The sequence below is a fragment of the Dolichospermum sp. UHCC 0260 genome (assembly GCF_009711985.1).
Lineage (GTDB): Bacteria > Cyanobacteriota > Cyanobacteriia > Cyanobacteriales > Nostocaceae > Dolichospermum > Dolichospermum lemmermannii.
Genome location: NZ_VIKZ01000011.1, coordinates 65,930 through 83,990, shown reverse-complemented (window position 1 = coordinate 83,990; position 18,061 = coordinate 65,930). Strand labels below are relative to the sequence as shown.

Sequence of the window (18,061 nt, the reverse complement as noted above, 5' to 3'; positions counted from 1 at the left end):
GATAGAGAATTTTAATCAAAGTATTTTTATTAATTATATCCTAAGATAGTGTATTTATCTGCTAGAAAATTCTAAGCTAGTCCTGGTAATCCTAGAAAAGTACAAGGGGTTAATTGTATGAATGAGAAGATTACCGCAGATACTTATGATAGAGGCATAATTCCCGCTGAAACAGCAGCCCGAATGAAACGAGAGGGAGTAAATTATAAACACTTGCCGACGGAAGAGGATCTTGCCAGTGCTGCCACTGATGACCAAACTGATATTTACAGTATTCGGACAACGGACGGTTATACTGTGGATAAAGAGGGGCTATTGAATAATTATCCAGTTGAACCGGAAATGTATTATGAAGTTCCTGGTGATGCGCGGGAAATAGCAGAACAAGAAAAAGCTGAACGAATACAGGAATTGCGAGAAGTAAATGCAGATAAAACAGGTTTATTAACAGAGGATTTTGATAAAAGAGGTAAAGGACCAGGAATGATCTAATTTACCATTTCTTTGATTTTCTCCCGAAATCCTAAAGCCGCATCTAAAGGGTCATCTGCTACTACATATTGCGCCAAAATTGACAAATCTAAATTTGGCAATAATTCACTTTTTGCCACCAATTCATAACTTTCACCGCGCAGATGATAAACGGCAAATTGATTGTTTTGAAAAAACCAAACTTCTGCTACACCTAATCTTTTGTAAACTTCTAATTTATCAATTCCCCCACTGGTGACTACAACTTCAATGGCAAGATCAGGAATTTCTTTTTCTATGCCTAGACAGTAGGATTCATCTGGTTCTACTCCTCCTCTTTTCCCTTGTTTACGGAAGGTGGTAGAACCAAGGGGAAAATAGCGAATGCGTTTTTCTTGAAAGTAAACATGAAGTTCTATTTATAGTTCATTTTAAACTTATGAACTAATCGAATTTTTCCATTGCACTTTGTTTCCTGCCATCTTCCAAAGTCTTTGAACTTCTTTTTCTAAGCCTTTTGAACCATAATCTTCCCATCCATCTGTAAAACTAACTATTCCTGGTGAGTGTCCAGGTGCGCCATCAAAAGTAATTTCCTTATATTTATCCAGAGTAAAAACAACTTCAAACCAATTCTTGTAAACTGGTGAAACTAGATCCGCGCATTCCAGATCAATAGCCTCTTCATCGTCTACGACTCTCTTCCAACCAATTTGAACTCCATAATATGAGCTATTATTAAGTGAACCCAAAGTCATTCCAACAATTAGACAATCTTCTGTACAACCTGACTTTTCTATTTCATCAGCAATATCTTGTGGAAAATCATAAACTGGCTTAACTTCAACAAAAATGGGAGAATCAAGCTTCAGTAAAAAGTCGGGAATCCATCCATCAAAGTCACAAGGCTCATATTCCCACTCCCATTCTAGGAGATCAAAGAAAGCTGCCCATTTTGCCTCTAATCTAGAACGAAACTGAACATCATTGTATTCTGTTGGTATAGCTTTAATCATAGTTGTTTTAGAGCAAGGTGTACAGTTTATACTTTGAGTTTACTATGATCAAGTTCATCTCAGTTGAGAAATTGAAACCAATTGGAATACAAATTGTTTTTTTTATTTAAACTAATGTAAATAAATGTAAAGTTATTGGCAAATAAAATCTTTACAGAATTAGGTTAATCTAATCCGGTACGTCACTCCCTGCGGTAGTCTAGATAAATGTTAATTTATCGCCTGGTTTGACAAATAGTTTTATGACTTCAGTTTCTAGTCCTGCACGCGTTATTCGTATTGGTTCACGTAAAAGCCAACTAGCTCTAGTTCAAACATACTGGGTACAAGCGGAACTCCAGAAAAGCTTTCCCCACATTACTTTTGAAGTCCATACCATGTCTACCCAAGGGGACAAAATCCTGGATGTGGCATTGGCTAAAATTGGCGATAAAGGACTATTTACCAAGGAACTGGAATTGGGCATGATCAATAAAGAGATTGATTTTGCTGTGCATTCTCTCAAGGATCTTCCCACCAATCTACCAGAAGGGTTGACACTGGCAGCGATTACAGAACGGGAAAACCCCGCAGACGCGGTGGTATTGCATGAAAAGCATAAAGGTCTGCAAATCGAGACTTTACCCGCAAATGCGGTAATTGGGACTTCTTCCCTGCGACGTTTGGCACAGTTACGCCATAAGTTCCCTGATTTTACCTTCAAAGATGTGCGGGGAAACTTGATCACACGCATGGCAAAACTGGATGCTGGTGAGTATGATGCTTTAATTTTAGCAGTAGCTGGTTTAGAAAGATTGGAAATGAGCGATCGCATCCATCAAGTTCTGACTCCTGAAATCTCCCTCCATGCCGTTGGACAAGGCGCTTTAGGAATAGAATGCCGGGCAGATGATACGGAGGTAATTAGCTTACTGAAAGCGATTGAACACCCGCAAACACGCGATCGCTGTTTAGCAGAAAGATCATTTTTACGAGTTTTAGAAGGTGGTTGTCAAGTTCCCATTGGTGTAAATACGGTAATTAATGGTGACGAATTAACTCTAAAAGGTCTGGTTGCCAGCGTTGATGGTCAACAAATAGTAAAAAATACCGTCACTGGTGCGGCTACTGATGCTGAAAAGTTAGGCGCACAACTAGCCAGTATTCTCAGGGGACAAGGCGCTACAGAAATCTTAGAAAAAATCTTCACCGAGATTCAACGAGGATCATAGGGTAATAGGTGACAGGTGACAGGTTACAGGTAACAGCCAAGAGAAGAGAGTTTAATTACCCAATCACCAATTACCAATTACCAATCACCAATTACCAATTACCAATTACCAATTACCAATTACCAATTACCATGAGAATTTTATTTGTAGCAGCGGAAGCTGCTCCCATTGCCAAAGTTGGCGGTATGGGGGATGTTGTCGGTGCATTACCCAAGGTCTTGAGAGCAATGGGTCATGATGTGCGGATTTTCATGCCTTACTATGGCTTTGTACCCGACAAAATGCCAGTTCCCAAAGAACCCATTTGGAAGGGAGCAGCCATGTTCCAGGAGTTTGCAGTTTACGAAAGTGTACTGCCTGGAACTGATGTTCCTTTGTATTTATTTCAACATCCATCTTTTTCACCTCGGCGGGTTTACGGTGGGGAAGATGAAGATTGGAGATTTACTTTATTTTCCAATGGTGCGGCGGAATTTTGCTGGAATTACTGGAAACCGGAAATTGTCCATTGTCATGATTGGCACACAGGAATGTTACCTGTGTGGTTGAATCAATCTCCAGATATTACCAGTGTATTCACCATTCACAACCTCGCTTATCAAGGTCCTTGGCGGTGGTATTTAGAGAAAATTACCTGGTGTCCCTGGTATATGCAAGGACACAATACCATGGCGGCCGCAGTCCAGTTTGCCAATAAGGTAAATACAGTTTCTCCTACCTATGCGGAGCAAATCAAAACACCTGCCTATGGTGAACAAATAGAAGGGTTATTATCTTTTATTGGCGGCAAATTATCAGGAATAATCAACGGCATAGATACGGAAATTTATGATCCTGCCAATGATAAATACATTAACCAAACCTTTACCATAGATACCCTTGATCAACGCAAAGCTAATAAAATAGCTCTGCAAGAAGAAGTAGGTTTAGAAGTTAATTCTAATGCCTTTTTAATCGGCATGGTGACAAGGTTGGTAGAACAAAAAGGGATGGATTTAGTATTACAAATCCTTGACCGTTTCATGGCTTATACAGATGCTCAGTTTGTCCTTTTGGGAACAGGCGATCGCTATTATGAAACCCAAATGTGGCAACTCGCATCCCGCTATCCCGGACGCATGGCCACTTACCTGCTGTATAATGATGCCCTTTCCCGCCGTATTTACGCGGGTACAGATGCCTTCTTAATGCCTAGCCGCTTTGAACCCTGCGGAATCAGCCAAATGATGGCTTTGCGTTATGGTTCTGTGCCTATTGTTCGTCGGACAGGGGGATTGGTTGATACTGTCAGCCACTTTGATCCAGTCAATGAAGCAGGTACAGGTTATTGCTTTGACCGCTATGAACCTCTGGACTTATTTACCTGTATGATTCGCGCTTGGGAAGGTTTCCGTTTCAAACCTCAATGGCAAGAATTACAAAAACGGGGGATGAGTGAAAACTTCAGTTGGTATGAATCCGCTAAAGAGTACGATAAACTTTATCGTTCTATCTATGGTTTACCAGATCCAGAACCGGAAGTAATAGCAGAACCAATACCAGCACTAGAACCAATACAAAAATCAGTTTAAGGTATTTTAGGAAGTTGGAATTTTAGACAATATTGATGGGGTATTTATCTGGAATACCCCTTTTTAATACACGATAGTATAGAATTAAAAAAAGATGGATTGGTTAGAGTTCATTGCCACAAAAGGTATTAATCTACCCAGAACTTACAAAGACTTTTTGAAGATAATGGGACATGGGGCAGGCAAGTTTTTACGTGGTTCAGATTGCTTTTATCAGCATTTGCCAAAAATTCAAGAATGGGCTAAACAACTTTTAGTAGAAAATGATTTTCCTCAGACTTTACCAGAGGATGCTTTTGTATTTTTCATGCACCAGGGATATCAGTTCAGCTTTTTCAGACTTTCAGAAGGTGATAACCCACCAACTTATTCATATTGTGAAGGACAAGAAGAGCCTTATTTTGTCAAAAATCATGATCAGTTTAGTGAATTTCTATCTGTGGAAATCAATCTTTATTTAAAGTCTTTGATGCTTTTAGCAAGTTAGATATTAGCTAGATAAACAAAATTATGGTTCAAAGTTTTTTTGTCAGAATCAGGATTTACAGGATTTAAGGATTTACAGGATGGGAATTTTTATGATTAAAGATGTAATGATTGACAATCAGTTCAATTCTGAGATAGATTGGAAATATCTAGAAGCATCCCAAGAGTTGCAGGTAGATAAACAAAATTATGGTTCAGATTATATTCATCTTTATGTTGATGATATAGAGAGTGCTTGGCTAGAAAATTGGGATTGGGAAGATGATTTAACAGATTATATTGATGCTTTTTATCATCATTGTCAACAGGGAAATTTTCAATTTGCTTTTGATACTTTAAAGGCTGGTGACAATTTATTGAAAAAGCTAGAGAATCACGAAAAATGTTTAGAACTTTATAGTTATTTAGTTGAAAAGATAGAATTACAAGATCCAAAACAATCAGAAATAAATTATCAAGAAATTTTGAATTTAGCTAAATATCGTCTTCATTTATGATAAAATCTAGTGTCGGATTTCTTTGCATCAAACCAAGCTACCACTACTATCAAGCTTAATAATGTCTATGAACATGAGAGTGAATTATTATGCGAATTAAGCAAATTTCGGTTAGCGGCTTATTTGGAATTTTTGATCATATAATTCCGTTAAATATGGATGATAGAATCACCGTCATTCATGGACCTAACGGTTTTGGAAAAACAGCAATGTTGCGAATTTTGAATGGATTTTTCAACTCCCAATACTCTGAGTTACAAACAATTCCGTTTAGTAAATTTTGCATTGAATTTGATAACGGTAGTAATATTGAGATTATAAAAAATGTTAATAATTTAGAGGAAATAGAGAAAAATTTTGTTGTTAATTTTCATAATCCCAATGCAAAGATAGTTGATATTAAGTTAAAATATCCTCCTAATGAAGAAGATTTTTCACTTGGTAATATAGGTAAGTTTATACCAGGATTAGAACAAATAACATCTGAAAAATGGCTATATAGTCCTACTAAAGAAATATTTAGTTTAGGAGAAGTTTTAAATAGGTTCAGTGATTCATTAGAAATAAGATTTCACATCAAGGATAAAGAAGAACCCGAATCCTTTGAAGCATTCAAAAACAATGTGGATATTCGCCTTATAGAATCACAACGCTTACTAAACTTATTTCCTAATCATCGTTTCAAATCAGATGATATAACACCTTCAATATTACCAACTGTATCTGCATACTCTTATGAACTTGCTACCCGGATGCAAGATAAATTTAAAGAATATGGAACAATATCTCAATCTCTTGATAGAACTTTTCCGATGAGGGTAGTAAAACAACAGTCATCATCAGATATAACAAATGAACAACTGCGTAATCAACTTAATGAACTTGAAGAAACTCGTTCTCACCTTATAGAAGTAGGTCTGTTGGATAAAGATGAAAATTCAGAGTTTCAAATTCAGCCACAAGACATAGATGAAAGTACAAAAAATGCTTTATTGGTATATATTGAAGATGTAGAAAAAAAACTCAATGTTTTTACTGAAATAGCGACTAAAATTAATTTATTGAAGAAGATTATTAATAATAAATTTTCCTACAAAGAGATAAACTTTAGCAAAGAAAAGGGATTCATTTTTACAACACTTTATGATTCTTCATTATCTGATTCAAAAATTCTATCACCAACTGATTTATCATCAGGTGAACAACATGAATTAGTGCTTTTGTATGAACTACTATTTAAAGTTGAACCTAATTCCTTAGTTTTGATTGATGAACCTGAATTATCTCTTCATGTAGGTTGGCAAGTGCAGTTTTTAAAGGATTTGCAAGAGATTACAAAGCTTGCTGATTTAGATATTCTCATAGCTACTCATTCACCAGATATTATACAAGATCGCTGGGATTTAACGGTTGAATTGAAAGGTCCAGCAAAATGAGAGAATTTTTAACCGTTGACCGTGTTGCTAACCAAATAAGATTACGACGTAGCACTTATTCAGGAACTTTCTTATTAGTTGAAGGAAGTTCTGATAAAACTTTCTATGAGCGATTTGTTGATAAATTAGGTTGTGAATTAGTCATTACTGCGGGGAAACCTTCTAGTAAACAGCGTGCTATTGCCATTTTAGAAATTTTAGAAAAATCAAATTTTCAGGGAATTTTAGCAATTGTTGATGCAGATTTTGATCGTCTGCAAAATACATCAGTCACAAGTCCTAATCTACTCCGCACCGATACTCATGATCTGGAAACTATGTTAATACAATCACCTGCTTTAGAAAAAGTAATTAGTGAATTTGGTTCTGAAGAAAAAATTACCCAGTTGAATCGAGATATTAGAGAAGTATTAATTTCAGTTGGTATTGCAATTGGTCATTTACGTTATATTTCTCAATCTGATGGATTGAATTTGACATTTGAAGGTATAACTTTTAGTAAATTTATTGATGAAAAAAATTGGCAATTTAATGAAGTGAAACTAATTCAAGAAGTCAAGAATAAATCTCAAGCTTTTTATTTAAAAGATGAAGATTTAGAAAAAAGGCTAATTACCGAAAAAAGCAACAATCAAGATTATTGGCAAGTCTGTTGTGGTCATGATTTAGTAGAAATCCTATCACTTGGTTTACGAAAAGCTATTGGAACTAATAAAACGGTTGATGTTGAAGCAAATAGCCTTGAGCGTAATTTACGACTTGCTTATGAAGTAGCTTATTTTTACAAAACTCAGCTTTATTTAGCAATTCGTCAATGGGAAACCAACAATCAACCATTTCATGTTTTACAGATTCTTGAATAAGAGGATGTTTTAAAAGTCATTATTGATGTATAAAAAACTTTTATATCCCCTAATCAACATAAATACCCCTTTTTGATACAATTGATGCTAACACCCCATCACTTTTATTGCCGTTATACCCTTCCCTGGATAGTATTATGACTAAGAATGTAAAAATTTATAATCAGTCAACTTCCGAGGTAGATTGGAAATATCTAGAAGCATCCCAACAGTTGCAGCTAGATAAACAAAATTATGGTTCTGATTATATTCATCTTTATGTTGATGATATAGAAGGTGATTGGCTGGAAAATTGGGATTGGGAAGATGATTTAACAGATTATATTGATGCTTTTTATCATCATTGTGAGCAAGAAAATTATCAATTTGCTTTTGATACTTTAAAGGCTGGTGATGATTTATTGAATCAGCCGGAGAATCATGAAAAACGTTTAGAACTTTATGATTATTTGAGTGAAATTTTAAAAAATTAACTTTTCACAAACCCCTTGTTATATAGAAAATAATTGTAATGTTGGGTTTACTTTAGGAAACCCAAACTACTACAAATTTTAGTCAGTTTTATTTTCATTCATGAAATTTTCATATTTACGCCACGCTGTAGAGGTTGTTTCTTTAAGATCAATTTCTAAATAATTTTCCCGAATGTAATTTAAAAATTCATTAAATACTAATTCAAGCTGTCTTAAAGCTTCTTCAATATTATTCCAATCTTCTTGTTGTTTGCTAGTAAATGGCATATAGTCATGACTGCTAAAAATATAGAAGTCATGTCTAACTGAAGGTTGGTAATGTTGATCGTATGAAAGAGTTTCATCCCATAGAGCATGAATTTTGGTTACCAAGTCTTTAAGCTTTTCATCATAAAGATAAAGCTCGTAGCTATTATAATAAATTTTTTCATAGAAAATATCCCGAAAAAAGAATATTTTACCATCAATTTTGTAGGGAGCTTCGTTGATATGGTTCTTGAGACTCGGTATATGAATTGTTTCCAGAATAGTTTTGATAGTAGAAATATCACGGTTACGCTTCATTTCTTCCGGTGTAAGTTCAGCTTTGTACCTTGGTTTCTTTGGCGATTTTTCAATGATTAGTTTTAAGGCTTCATGAATTTTTTGGCTGAGTTGTTTTTGATTTCCTTGCAACTGCTTTTCGGTAACATCTTCTGGTTTAGGACTTAAATGATAGCCAGTAATGCGATTGACGACTATATCAAAAGGTGTATCTTTTAAATCACCATAGGATGTATTGAATAACATAATTATTCTCTCCCAACCAAGAAGCGCAATTGCATATCCTAGTTCAATCATTACATTTGGGTTGGGAACAGTTCTTACTTCTTGTGGCTTTGTTCTACCTTCTGTAGCTTGTAGATTTTTGATAGTTTCTATAGCTTCTTTATTAATTGTCGTTATATCACAAATAAAAGCATCAGCAGATGAAATTTTATCAAAAATAGCGGATGGTATATGAGGACTTCCAGGTAGATTACTTGTCGCTTCATCTATAATAATATGTAGATCAGTTTCTTTAAACTCATGTTCCAGTTTATTACTTGCTATTCTGATAGCCCCTTGAATTATTCCTTGGTTAGTTTCTTTGGGTAAATCAGATTGCCAGGAGTAGAATACTGTAAATTGTGTCATAATGTATATTGTTGGAGGTTTCTTGATATTACGAACATTTTACATTACGGTTTGTAATTTGCATAATCAACATAGCGTTTCAAATACCCAACTCAATGTAAAATACACCAAGCAAACTGGCAAATCAAGTTATATCATATAAATGATTTACCAGAATAAAATATTTTTAACTAGGTTTGTTATTTCATGGAGAAACTGCTTGAACTATGGTAAAAATGAAATCTCAACGGAAAGTGCTTGTATCTCATGGTGAAGATGGGTATTTTGTTGTCGAAGTCCCCAGTTTACCCGGTTGTATTAGTCAGGGTAAAACTCGTGAGGAGGCTTTAGCTAATATAGAAGAGGCAATATCTCTCTACATTGAAGTTTTGCAAGACAGAAATGAACCTATTCCAGAAGATACGGTTGAGGTTGTGCTGGTGTGAGTAAATTACCTATAATCTCAGGTTTAGATTGTGTAAAAGCACTAGAAAAAATCGGATTTGTTGTGGATAGGCAAAGAGGAAGTCACATTATAATGGTTCGTGAAGAACCTAGAACCACAATATCTGTACCAGATCATAAAGAACTAGATAGAGGTACTTTGCGTGGGATTATTCGACAAGCGGGTTTGAGTGTGGATGAATTTATTGAACTATTGTGACACCGCAACAAAGCCATAACCTGAATATTTCCCCACTCATTTTATAATTTCTATTTCTCGTAACTATTCTCTATCTAATATATTTATGCAAATCAACTTTCAAACCTTTACCGTCAACAAACGATTTCCCCTCACAATTAGTCGCGGGACAACAGCACAAACAACAAATATCTGGGTACAAATTACCGCAGAAGAAATTACAGGTTGGGGAGAAGCATCACCTTTTGGTGTAGGCAATCACAGGCAATCTACCGAGAGAATCCAAGAAACTTTACAGCAAATCATACCTATTATTAAATCCTTTAGCCCTTGGCAACGGCAAGAAATTGAGGCACTATTAAAACAAATGCAAATTCCCTCCGCAGTCAAAGCGGCTGTGGATATGGCATTACATGATTGGTTGGGTAAGCGCGTGAATTTGCCATTGTGGCAACTGTGGGGACTGGATAAAAATGTTATAGTGCCAACATCGGTAACAATTGGTATTAATTCTCCAGCAGGTGCAAGGGCAAGGGCGCGAGATTGGTTACAATTTATGGATGTGCAGTTATTCAAGGTAAAATTAGGTTCAACCGAGGGAATAGAAGCAGATCAAAAAATGTTGTTGGCGGTACGGGAAGAAGCCGCCGGAAAAGATGTATTTGTTGATGCTAATGGAGGCTGGATTTTAACGGATGCTATTAATATGTGTAATTGGTTAGCTGATTTGGGAATTAAGTATGTTGAACAACCTTTAGTAAGAGGTGAAGAAGCAAATTTAGCCCAGTTAAAAAAACATTCTTCATTACCAATTTTTGTAGATGAAAGTTGCTTTACCAGTGCGGATATTCCCCAGTTAGCTAATTATGTAGATGGCATTAATATCAAATTAATGAAATCTGGGGGAATCACCGAAGCTATGCGAATGGTTCATACAGCCAAAGCCCACAATTTACAAGTCATGTTTGGCTGTTATTCTGATAGTTGTCTTGCTAATACCGCCGCTTTACAACTTGCACCACTGGCTGATTATTTGGATTTAGATAGTCACTTAAATCTAATTGATGATCCTTTTACTGGTGCTGTGGTAGAAAATGGGCGAGTTTTACCGAATAATTTACCTGGTTTGGGAGTGAAACATTGTGCGTCTGTCGCTTAATCAAAAAATAGCAATTCTTCTTCATGAGGGAATTACTGGAGTTCAGGGAAAAACAGGGTTATCAATTTTACGCTACAGCGAGTCCCCCATTGTAGCGGTGATTGACAGAGAAACTGTAGGTAAATCTTTAGTCGAGTTAACAGGTATTCAGCGAGATGTGCCAATTGTGGCATCTGTGACGGCAGCATTACAGTATAAACCGGAAGTTTTGGTAATTGGGATTGCGCCTAAAGGTGGTGCTGTTCCTGATGATTATTGGCTGGATATCAAAGATGCCCTGAAAGCGGGAATGTCTTTGGTAAATGGATTACATACACCAATGGCAAATATACCGGAATTAAATGCTCTCCTGAACCCAGGACAATTAATTTGGGATGTTCGCAAAGAGCCGGCTAATTTAGAGGTAGCATCAGGAATGGCGCAAACTTTACCCTGTAGACGGGTATTGACCGTGGGAACAGATATGGCCATTGGCAAAATGTCCACCAGTCTGGAATTACACCGGGTGGCTAAGTTACGGGGTATCCGTTCTAAGTTTTTGGCCACTGGTCAAACTGGGTTAATGTTAGAAGGGGAAGGGGTGGCTTTAGACGCGGTGCGGGTAGATTTTGCGGCTGGTGCGGTGGAACAGTTGGTAATGCGTTTTGGTCAACATTACGACATTTTGCAAATTGAGGGGCAGGGTTCTCTTTTACACCCTGGTTCAACGGCAACTTTACCGCTAATTCGGGGTTCTCAGCCTACACATTTAATATTGGTGCATCAAGCGGGACAAACTCACAACCGTAATAATCCTCATATACCGATTCCAGCTTTACCGGAAGTAATTCGGATGTATGAAATTGTTGCTAGTGGTGCGGGGGCTTTTCGTCCTGTTCCTGTGGTGGGAATTGCTTTGAATACTCGGAATTTGGGGGAAGTAGAGGCAAAAAATGCGATCGCTCAAACTATAGCAGAAACTAAGTTACCTTGTACAGATCCTGTTCGGTTTGGGGCTGGGTTGCTATTGGATGCTGTTATGCAGAGTTAATTTTTTTTTGCACGCAGAGGCGCAGAGGCACGGAGAGTAGGAGTTTTATTGCCGGTGGAGATAATTTAAAATTCGTCAATTTAAACGAGATAAACTTTGCCTCTACATCCTCAATTCTGTTGTATCTGAACCAAGGCTATGTGATGAACGGAATAAATGATTATGTTCAGGATGATACAAGCGCGAGCGCCCACTTACTGGTAATAGTGCAGGACTAATCACATAAAGTGTCGTTCGGCGTAATTTCTCTTCATGAGTACAATTTGCCATTTGTGCTAAATTCACAACCCGGATTTTTTCATCTGGCCAGCCTAAGCGATAGCAAATTGCTACTGGAGTATCTGGATCATAATGTTCTAACAATTTCCCTTGGGCTTCAGTGATATGAGTCACACTGAGATATAAACATAAACTGGCACGATGTGCTGCTAAAGCTGCTAACTCTTCCGTATCTGGAACATGGGTACGGCCACTAATGCGAGTCAGGATGATAGTCTGCACTAAACCAGGCACAGTTAACTCTATCTTGAGTTTAGCTGCGGCAGCTTGAAAAGCACTGATACCAGGAATGACTTCAAAAGGAATATTAGCATCGGCTAATAGCTGCATTTGTTCATGAATAGCACTATACAGACTAGGATCACCAGAGTGTAATCTTACCACAGATTTATGCGATCGCACGGCATCAATCATCAGTGGTAAAATTTCTTCTAAAGTCCGATTTGCTGTTTTGATAATTTCCGCATCTGGACGACAAATATCTAGAATTTGTTCGGGAATTAGAGAATCTGCAAATAAAATCACATCAGCAGCAGCTAACAACTTTTGCGCTCTAACCGTTAATAAATCAGGATCTCCCGGCCCAGCACCAACAATATAAACCCCAGGCTCTAAGGTATTTGGATACTTGAAAAAACTCAAATTATTAGTAGATTCACTCATTAATGTCCCCCTGCAAAACCCTGCAAAAAAAACTTTTACCATTTCCCTAGTACCCTTCCGGATTCAGCCACTTTGCCTAGTAGAAATAGATGGTAGATGCACCCTGGTTAAGCCCTAGAGATTAATTACTCTGGGGCATTTTTTTCTTCATTTCCCCCAGCAACAACATCAGGTAAGGAACGCTTGAATATATATAGCCAAGCTAAACCAAATAATCCTAAAGTCATTCCCCCTAAACTTACCATTTGTGCCATCCGTAAAGGTCCTAGCATTAAGCTATCTGTGCGTAAACCTTCAATCCAAACCCGTCCCAAGCTATAAGCAACCCAGTAAACTAAAAATAACGTCCCTACTTTCAACCGGGGTTTTTTAGCTAAAGCTCGAAAAAACAAAGTTATTAACAATGCAAACACCATTAAATTCCACAACGATTCATAAAGAAAAGTGGGATGGAAATATTCAAAATTCACTAAATCCAAAGGACGACGATCTGAGGGAATATATAACTTCCAAGGTAAACTAGTTGGTCTGCCAAAAGCTTCCGAGTTGAAAAAATTTCCCCACCGACCAATTGCTTGCCCTAATATTAATGAAGGAGCAACCAAATCAGTCAATTGCCAAAAAGATACCTTCTTCAGTCTAGCAAAAATTAACGCCGCGATCGCCCCGCCAATAATTGCCCCATGAATCGCAATACCCCCTTGCCAAATTGCAATTATCCGTTCTGGATGTTGAGAATATTCTGGCCATTGAAACAAAACATAATATAACCTAGCGGCGGGAATAGCTGCAATCACCAACCAAATTGATAAATCACTGATTAAATCGGGATTAACATGACGACGCTTGGCTAGGTATTGAGAAAGACTAACACCAATTAACACAGCAGAAGCAATTAACAACCCATACCAACGAATAACAATTGGTCCCAATTTAACCACAATCGGACCAGGGGAAGTAAATAAAAACCCCAACGGCAAAACAGAAAAATCCACTATCATACAAAATTACCTATAGGAGTATGAAATCTATGGAGATAAAACACAATAATATAGTACGCCTTCCTGACTTCCTGACTTCCTGACTTCCTGACTTCCTGACTCCTAACTCGGTGACTCCTGACTCGGTGACTCCTGACTCCTGACTCGGTGACTCGGTGACTCCTGACTCGGTGACTCCTGACTCCTTCTTCCTGTGTTAGATTTAATAAAGTTCTGTGGAAAATCCGTCAATATAATCACTTAAAATAACCTTGTGATTGCTATTTATCCTGGTAGTTTTGATCCCATCACCTTGGGACATTTAGACCTTATTCAGCGCAGTAGTCGCCTATTTGAACGAGTCATTGTTGCCGTCCTCCGCAATCCCCATAAAATGCCATTGTTTACAGTAGAGCAAAGATTAGAGCAAATTCGTCTAGCTACAAAACATTTACCAAATGTAGGAGTAGACAGCTTTGACGGTTTGACTGTAAAATATGCTCAAATGCAACAAGCGCAAGTTTTGTTACGGGGGTTAAGAGCGGTTTCTGACTTTGAGATTGAGCTACAAATGGCTCACACTAATAAAACATTGTCTACTCAGATCGAGACAGTTTTTCTGGCAACATCAAATGAGTATAGTTTTTTAAGTAGTAGTGTGGTAAAAGAGATTGCCAGGTTTGGTGGCTCTGTTGATCATCTTGTTCCCCCACACATTGCCCTAGATATATACCAATGCTACAACCAAAAATCCCTAGCCTCGAATCCAACTACAACGGCAACAATCCTCCCCCAAGAGAGTATGTGAATGGTATCCCCTCCATTGGTAATCCAGAACCAACAGCAGGGGTAGATATTCAGCAGGAACTCAACCGCTTAGAGGACATAGTTCTCTCTAGTTTGAGGATTCCCCTGACAGGACGAACTTTAATAGATGAAGATAAATTACTAGAACAACTTGATTTCATCCGTCTTTCTTTGCCAACAGTGTTTCAGGAAGCACTCGATATTTTGGCACAAAAGAATGAAATTCTTCTAGAAGCGGAAGAATATGGACAACAGGTTGTAGATGTAGCCCAAGCAAAAAGAGCGCAAATTTTGGCAGAAAGTGATATTGTCAGGCAAGCACAGCGGGAAGCTGACCAACTACGGCGACAAGTCCAGGACGATTGTGAAACAATGATGCAAGACACTCTTGCAGAAATTGACCGCAAACGTCGCGCTTGTCAGCAAGAATTAGAAGAAATGCGCCAAACGGCAATTTCTCAAGCTGAAGAAATTGAAGATGGTGCTGATAAATACGCCGATAACGTTCTGGCTAATATTGAACAGGATATACAGGAAATGTTAAAAATTATTACTAATGGCCGCAAACAATTAAATTCTGCTAATGTCCCCAAAAATGGAGATCATCCCCAACAACGCCCCCATAATTCCAAAAAAAGATAGTATCACCTCGTTCCCAGTCTCTGACTGGGAATGCTATCACAGAGGCTCTGCCTCTTAATCATATTCTCATCTAGAATATACAAATATTATATAGCAGTTCTTGTGATCTTAGGTACGAAGTTTTTTAGTTTTAGGGAACTGGGAATAGGAAATAAGGAATAAGTTAATGATATATAACAGTTCTTATTTAATTACTATTTTGAAGGATAGCATCGAACGCAGATAAACGCAGATAAACGCGGATTTTTTTGTTCTCTCTGTTTATAGATAATTTTTTCTGCAAATTATATTTAATTCAATCAGAAGTTTTAATTTGATCTAGGATAATACTCGCGTATTTATCCCAATTTATGGTACAAATAAAACAATTAGAGTAGTTATTGTTCTGCTGACAATTAAGAAGGGGTAGTTTTTATGGTTGAACCACTCACTGGCGCTGTTATTGTTTCTTTATCTTCCTCGGAAGCAATCAAGGAAGGTGGAAAATTTGCAGTTAAAGGAGTCGCGGATACTTTTGCAAAGTTGGTTAGCACTATTCGACAAAAGCTAACTACAGAAGGAATGGAAGGTTTATTAATTCGGGCTGAAAAAGATCCAAATGAAAAAAATAAACTTCAGTTACAAGATGAATTGCAAGAATACATTAATGCTGATAAAATTTTTGCTAATCAACTTAAATTGCTAGTTGAAGAACTCAAAACACAAGACCCTAAGATTCGTCAGGTAATTCTGAGTGGAATTGAATTAACTGGTGATTTACAAGCTCAGAATATCACTCAAAAAACTTCAGGAAGTAGTGGTTCTGTTGACCAAGCAATGCTCACCAATATCAAGGCTAATAATATTATTATAGGTGATTTAACTCAAGAAGGTTAAGAGATTGTGTGAAAAGTATTGCATAAAATCCATTATCTCCAAAAACCTAAGTTACCTCTCCCTAACCCTCTCCTAAAAGGAGAGGGAACTAGAAAAGAATAAAGGTTTTAATGCTTTTATTTTGGTAGGGGAAAGGTTTAGAAAGGGGTCTGTACTTACCTCTCCCTAGCCCTCTCCTAAGAGGAGAGGGAACTAGAAAAAAATAAAGGTTTTAATGCTTCTCTTTTGGTAGGGGAGAGGTTTAGAAAGGGGTCTGTTTACATATTAAAAACTTTTAAAACATCCTTTAAGTTCTAATCATGAATACAAATCATCTCCCTCAAGTTGTTCAAGAGCTTTTCAAAAATGTTCAAGCGGGGGGTGATATCTCTGTGGGAGATATTACTCAAGTTTTTCAAACTGTCAATAATTTAAATGATTTGGATAAACCTCTAGGTTTTCCCCACAATATCCCTAATAGTAATACTCAAAATTTTGTTGGTCGAGAAAATGAATTAGTTTTAATTCATCAACATTTACAAACTAGCAATCATGCTGTAATTTCTGCTGTTGAAGGTATGGGTGGTATTGGTAAAACTGAATTAGCTACCCAATATTCTCTTCTGCATTTATTCCTAAATTCTTATCCGGGAGGTATTTGTTGGTTGTCGGCTACAAATCAAAATCTCGGTTTACAAATTATTCAATTTTGTCGCACACATTTAGGTTTAAATCCCCCAGATGATTTTGATGTATTACTACAAGTAAAGTGGTGTTGGCAACGTTGGCGAGAAGGTACTGTTTTATTAGTTATTGATGATGTCCAAAATTATTCGGCGATTCAGCCTTATTTGCCGCCACAATCATCTCAATTTCGGGTTTTGATCACAACAAGACTAAAACTAGATTTATCTGGTTCTTTGTCTTTACAAATCCTTTCTCTACCGGAGGCAATGGCATTATTATCAAAATTAATTGGTGAGGATAGGTTAAATCAAGAAACAGCACTAGCAGAGGAACTTTGTCAACGGTTAGGTCGTTTACCACTAGCTTTACAATTGGTTGGTCGTTATGTCAAATATCGTCAGATATCTTGCGCGGAAATGTTGCGAAGATTAGCAGCTAAAGGTATTAATCATCCTGCTTTTGATATTGATGCTCATGACCTTACTTGGACTTTATCTATAACTCGTGGTGTTCAAGCTGCTTTTGAATTAAGTTGGGAAATTATCAGTTATTCTGCTCAAGAGTTAGGTTGTCTACTCAGTTTATTTGCTTTAGCTCCCATTCCTTGGTTATTGATTCAAAGTGCTTCACGGGAGAAAAACATAGAAAGTCTAGAAAATGCCAGAATTGAATTAGAACGATTACATCTTTTACAAACTGAAAATATTGATCATTATCAATTACATCAACTAATTCATGATTTTTTACAAGTCAAGTTAGAAAAACTGTCAACGGTTACACAGGAAAAGATCACTTTGGCAAACTTTTTGTTTTTAGATATTGGTCAACTTTTTAGTAATTTATTCAATCGTCAATCTGTCAGCACCACACTAAAACGTAATTTTTGCCAAGCAATGGTTAATATAGCTCAAGAAATTCCACAACAACCAATACAGAAAGATATTCAAAGATTCAAATTAGCTATACCCCATTTACAGGAAGTAGCAGATCATTTACTGGATACTGTGAGTGATGAAAATTTAATTTGGCCTTTTGTGGGAGTAGGAAGATTTTATGAAGGACAAGGATTATATAATGATGCAGAACCTTGGCAGAAAAAATGTGTATTATTGCTAAAACGGCGTTTAGGTGATGATT

Annotated in this window: 22 protein-coding genes; 16 read left to right on the top strand and 6 right to left on the bottom strand. The window is 37.0% G+C overall.

The features are described 5' to 3' along the window. Positions 1 to 117 precede the first annotated feature (117 nt). A complete protein-coding gene (locus FJR08_RS06855) occupies positions 118 to 492 on the top strand; it encodes a hypothetical protein (RefSeq protein ID WP_015078925.1) in 375 nt (124 codons plus the stop codon). Here the strand turns inward: FJR08_RS06855 and FJR08_RS06850 are convergent. Continuing rightward, complete coding sequence (locus FJR08_RS06850; RefSeq protein ID WP_371415546.1) at positions 489 to 890, bottom strand: Uma2 family endonuclease; 402 nt, start codon at positions 888 to 890, stop codon at positions 489 to 491. The genes FJR08_RS06855 and FJR08_RS06850 overlap by 4 nt on opposite strands. Before the next feature lie 18 nt (positions 891 to 908). Beyond that, positions 909 to 1,487 (bottom strand): hypothetical protein, encoded by a 579-nt coding sequence (locus FJR08_RS06845; RefSeq protein WP_168632649.1) that lies wholly within the window; start codon positions 1,485 to 1,487, stop codon positions 909 to 911. Between the two features lie 242 nt (positions 1,488 to 1,729). On the opposite strand from FJR08_RS06845, the gene hemC reads away from it, so the two are divergent. From hemC to FJR08_RS06810, 7 genes are all read left to right on the top strand, one after another. Beyond that, positions 1,730 to 2,698 carry a hydroxymethylbilane synthase gene (gene hemC, locus FJR08_RS06840; RefSeq protein WP_168632648.1) on the top strand — a complete coding sequence of 323 codons (969 nt, stop codon included), beginning with the start codon at positions 1,730 to 1,732 and terminating at the stop codon, positions 2,696 to 2,698. 131 nt (positions 2,699 to 2,829) lie between these two features. Beyond that, a complete protein-coding gene (glgA, locus tag FJR08_RS06835; protein WP_168632658.1) occupies positions 2,830 to 4,269 on the top strand; it encodes a glycogen synthase GlgA in 1,440 nt (479 codons plus the stop codon). A gap of 94 nt (positions 4,270 to 4,363) precedes the next feature. Beyond that, positions 4,364 to 4,756, top strand: a complete 393-nt coding sequence (locus FJR08_RS06830; protein ID WP_168632647.1) for an SMI1/KNR4 family protein — start codon at positions 4,364 to 4,366, stop codon at positions 4,754 to 4,756. 91 nt (positions 4,757 to 4,847) lie between these two features. Further along, positions 4,848 to 5,252 carry a hypothetical protein gene (locus FJR08_RS06825; protein ID WP_174783011.1) on the top strand — a complete coding sequence of 135 codons (405 nt, stop codon included), beginning with the start codon at positions 4,848 to 4,850 and terminating at the stop codon, positions 5,250 to 5,252. A gap of 89 nt (positions 5,253 to 5,341) precedes the next feature. After that, the gene (locus FJR08_RS06820; protein ID WP_168632646.1) at positions 5,342 to 6,688 is read left to right on the top strand and encodes an AAA family ATPase; all 1,347 of its coding nucleotides are present in this window, start codon (positions 5,342 to 5,344) and stop codon (positions 6,686 to 6,688) included. Further along, positions 6,685 to 7,551 (top strand): DUF4435 domain-containing protein, encoded by an 867-nt coding sequence (locus FJR08_RS06815; RefSeq protein WP_168632645.1) that lies wholly within the window; start codon positions 6,685 to 6,687, stop codon positions 7,549 to 7,551. The genes FJR08_RS06820 and FJR08_RS06815 overlap by 4 nt, the downstream gene beginning before the upstream one ends. A 137-nt stretch (positions 7,552 to 7,688) precedes the next feature. Continuing rightward, a complete protein-coding gene (locus FJR08_RS06810; RefSeq protein WP_254435705.1) occupies positions 7,689 to 8,024 on the top strand; it encodes a hypothetical protein in 336 nt (111 codons plus the stop codon). 78 nt (positions 8,025 to 8,102) lie between these two features. On the opposite strand, the gene FJR08_RS06805 is transcribed toward FJR08_RS06810, so the two are convergent. Then, the gene (locus FJR08_RS06805) at positions 8,103 to 9,200 is read right to left on the bottom strand and encodes a nucleotide-binding protein (RefSeq protein WP_168632644.1); all 1,098 of its coding nucleotides are present in this window, start codon (positions 9,198 to 9,200) and stop codon (positions 8,103 to 8,105) included. A gap of 206 nt (positions 9,201 to 9,406) precedes the next feature. Between FJR08_RS06805 and FJR08_RS06800 the strand changes: the two genes are divergently transcribed. From FJR08_RS06800 to FJR08_RS06785, 4 genes are all read left to right on the top strand, one after another. After that, positions 9,407 to 9,625, top strand: a complete 219-nt coding sequence (locus tag FJR08_RS06800; RefSeq protein ID WP_168632643.1) for a type II toxin-antitoxin system HicB family antitoxin — start codon at positions 9,407 to 9,409, stop codon at positions 9,623 to 9,625. Further along, entirely contained in the window at positions 9,622 to 9,843 is a 222-nt protein-coding gene (locus FJR08_RS23520; RefSeq protein ID WP_168632642.1) for a type II toxin-antitoxin system HicA family toxin, read from the top strand. The genes FJR08_RS06800 and FJR08_RS23520 overlap by 4 nt, the downstream gene beginning before the upstream one ends. A gap of 85 nt (positions 9,844 to 9,928) precedes the next feature. After that, positions 9,929 to 10,981, top strand: a complete 1,053-nt coding sequence (locus tag FJR08_RS06790) for a dipeptide epimerase (protein WP_168632641.1) — start codon at positions 9,929 to 9,931, stop codon at positions 10,979 to 10,981. After that, complete coding sequence (locus tag FJR08_RS06785) at positions 10,965 to 12,011, top strand: DUF1611 domain-containing protein (RefSeq protein ID WP_015078944.1); 1,047 nt, start codon at positions 10,965 to 10,967, stop codon at positions 12,009 to 12,011. The genes FJR08_RS06790 and FJR08_RS06785 overlap by 17 nt, the downstream gene beginning before the upstream one ends. A gap of 102 nt (positions 12,012 to 12,113) precedes the next feature. Here FJR08_RS06785 and cobM read toward each other — a convergent pair whose 3' ends face one another. The 3 genes from cobM to FJR08_RS23135 form a co-directional block, all read right to left on the bottom strand. Further along, positions 12,114 to 12,953 carry a precorrin-4 C(11)-methyltransferase gene (gene cobM, locus FJR08_RS06780; protein WP_168632640.1) on the bottom strand — a complete coding sequence of 280 codons (840 nt, stop codon included), beginning with the start codon at positions 12,951 to 12,953 and terminating at the stop codon, positions 12,114 to 12,116. Positions 12,954 to 13,078: 125 nt separating this feature from the next. Continuing rightward, the gene (gene lgt, locus FJR08_RS06775) at positions 13,079 to 13,954 is read right to left on the bottom strand and encodes a prolipoprotein diacylglyceryl transferase (RefSeq protein ID WP_168632639.1); all 876 of its coding nucleotides are present in this window, start codon (positions 13,952 to 13,954) and stop codon (positions 13,079 to 13,081) included. Between the two features lie 102 nt (positions 13,955 to 14,056). Beyond that, positions 14,057 to 14,194 (bottom strand): hypothetical protein, encoded by a 138-nt coding sequence (locus FJR08_RS23135; protein ID WP_217357488.1) that lies wholly within the window; start codon positions 14,192 to 14,194, stop codon positions 14,057 to 14,059. Between the two features lie 13 nt (positions 14,195 to 14,207). Between FJR08_RS23135 and coaD the strand changes: the two genes are divergently transcribed. The 4 genes from coaD to FJR08_RS06755 form a co-directional block, all read left to right on the top strand. Then, positions 14,208 to 14,741 (top strand): pantetheine-phosphate adenylyltransferase, encoded by a 534-nt coding sequence (coaD, locus tag FJR08_RS06770; protein ID WP_015078948.1) that lies wholly within the window; start codon positions 14,208 to 14,210, stop codon positions 14,739 to 14,741. Then, a complete protein-coding gene (locus tag FJR08_RS06765; RefSeq protein ID WP_041457704.1) occupies positions 14,669 to 15,382 on the top strand; it encodes a DivIVA domain-containing protein in 714 nt (237 codons plus the stop codon). Before coaD ends, FJR08_RS06765 begins: the two co-directional genes overlap by 73 nt. Positions 15,383 to 15,796: 414 nt before the next feature. Then, positions 15,797 to 16,258 (top strand): hypothetical protein, encoded by a 462-nt coding sequence (locus FJR08_RS06760; RefSeq protein ID WP_168632638.1) that lies wholly within the window; start codon positions 15,797 to 15,799, stop codon positions 16,256 to 16,258. 299 nt (positions 16,259 to 16,557) lie between these two features. Further along, the coding region (locus tag FJR08_RS06755; protein ID WP_254435704.1) for an NB-ARC domain-containing protein at positions 16,558 to 18,061 on the top strand (1,504 nt) is incomplete at its 3' end.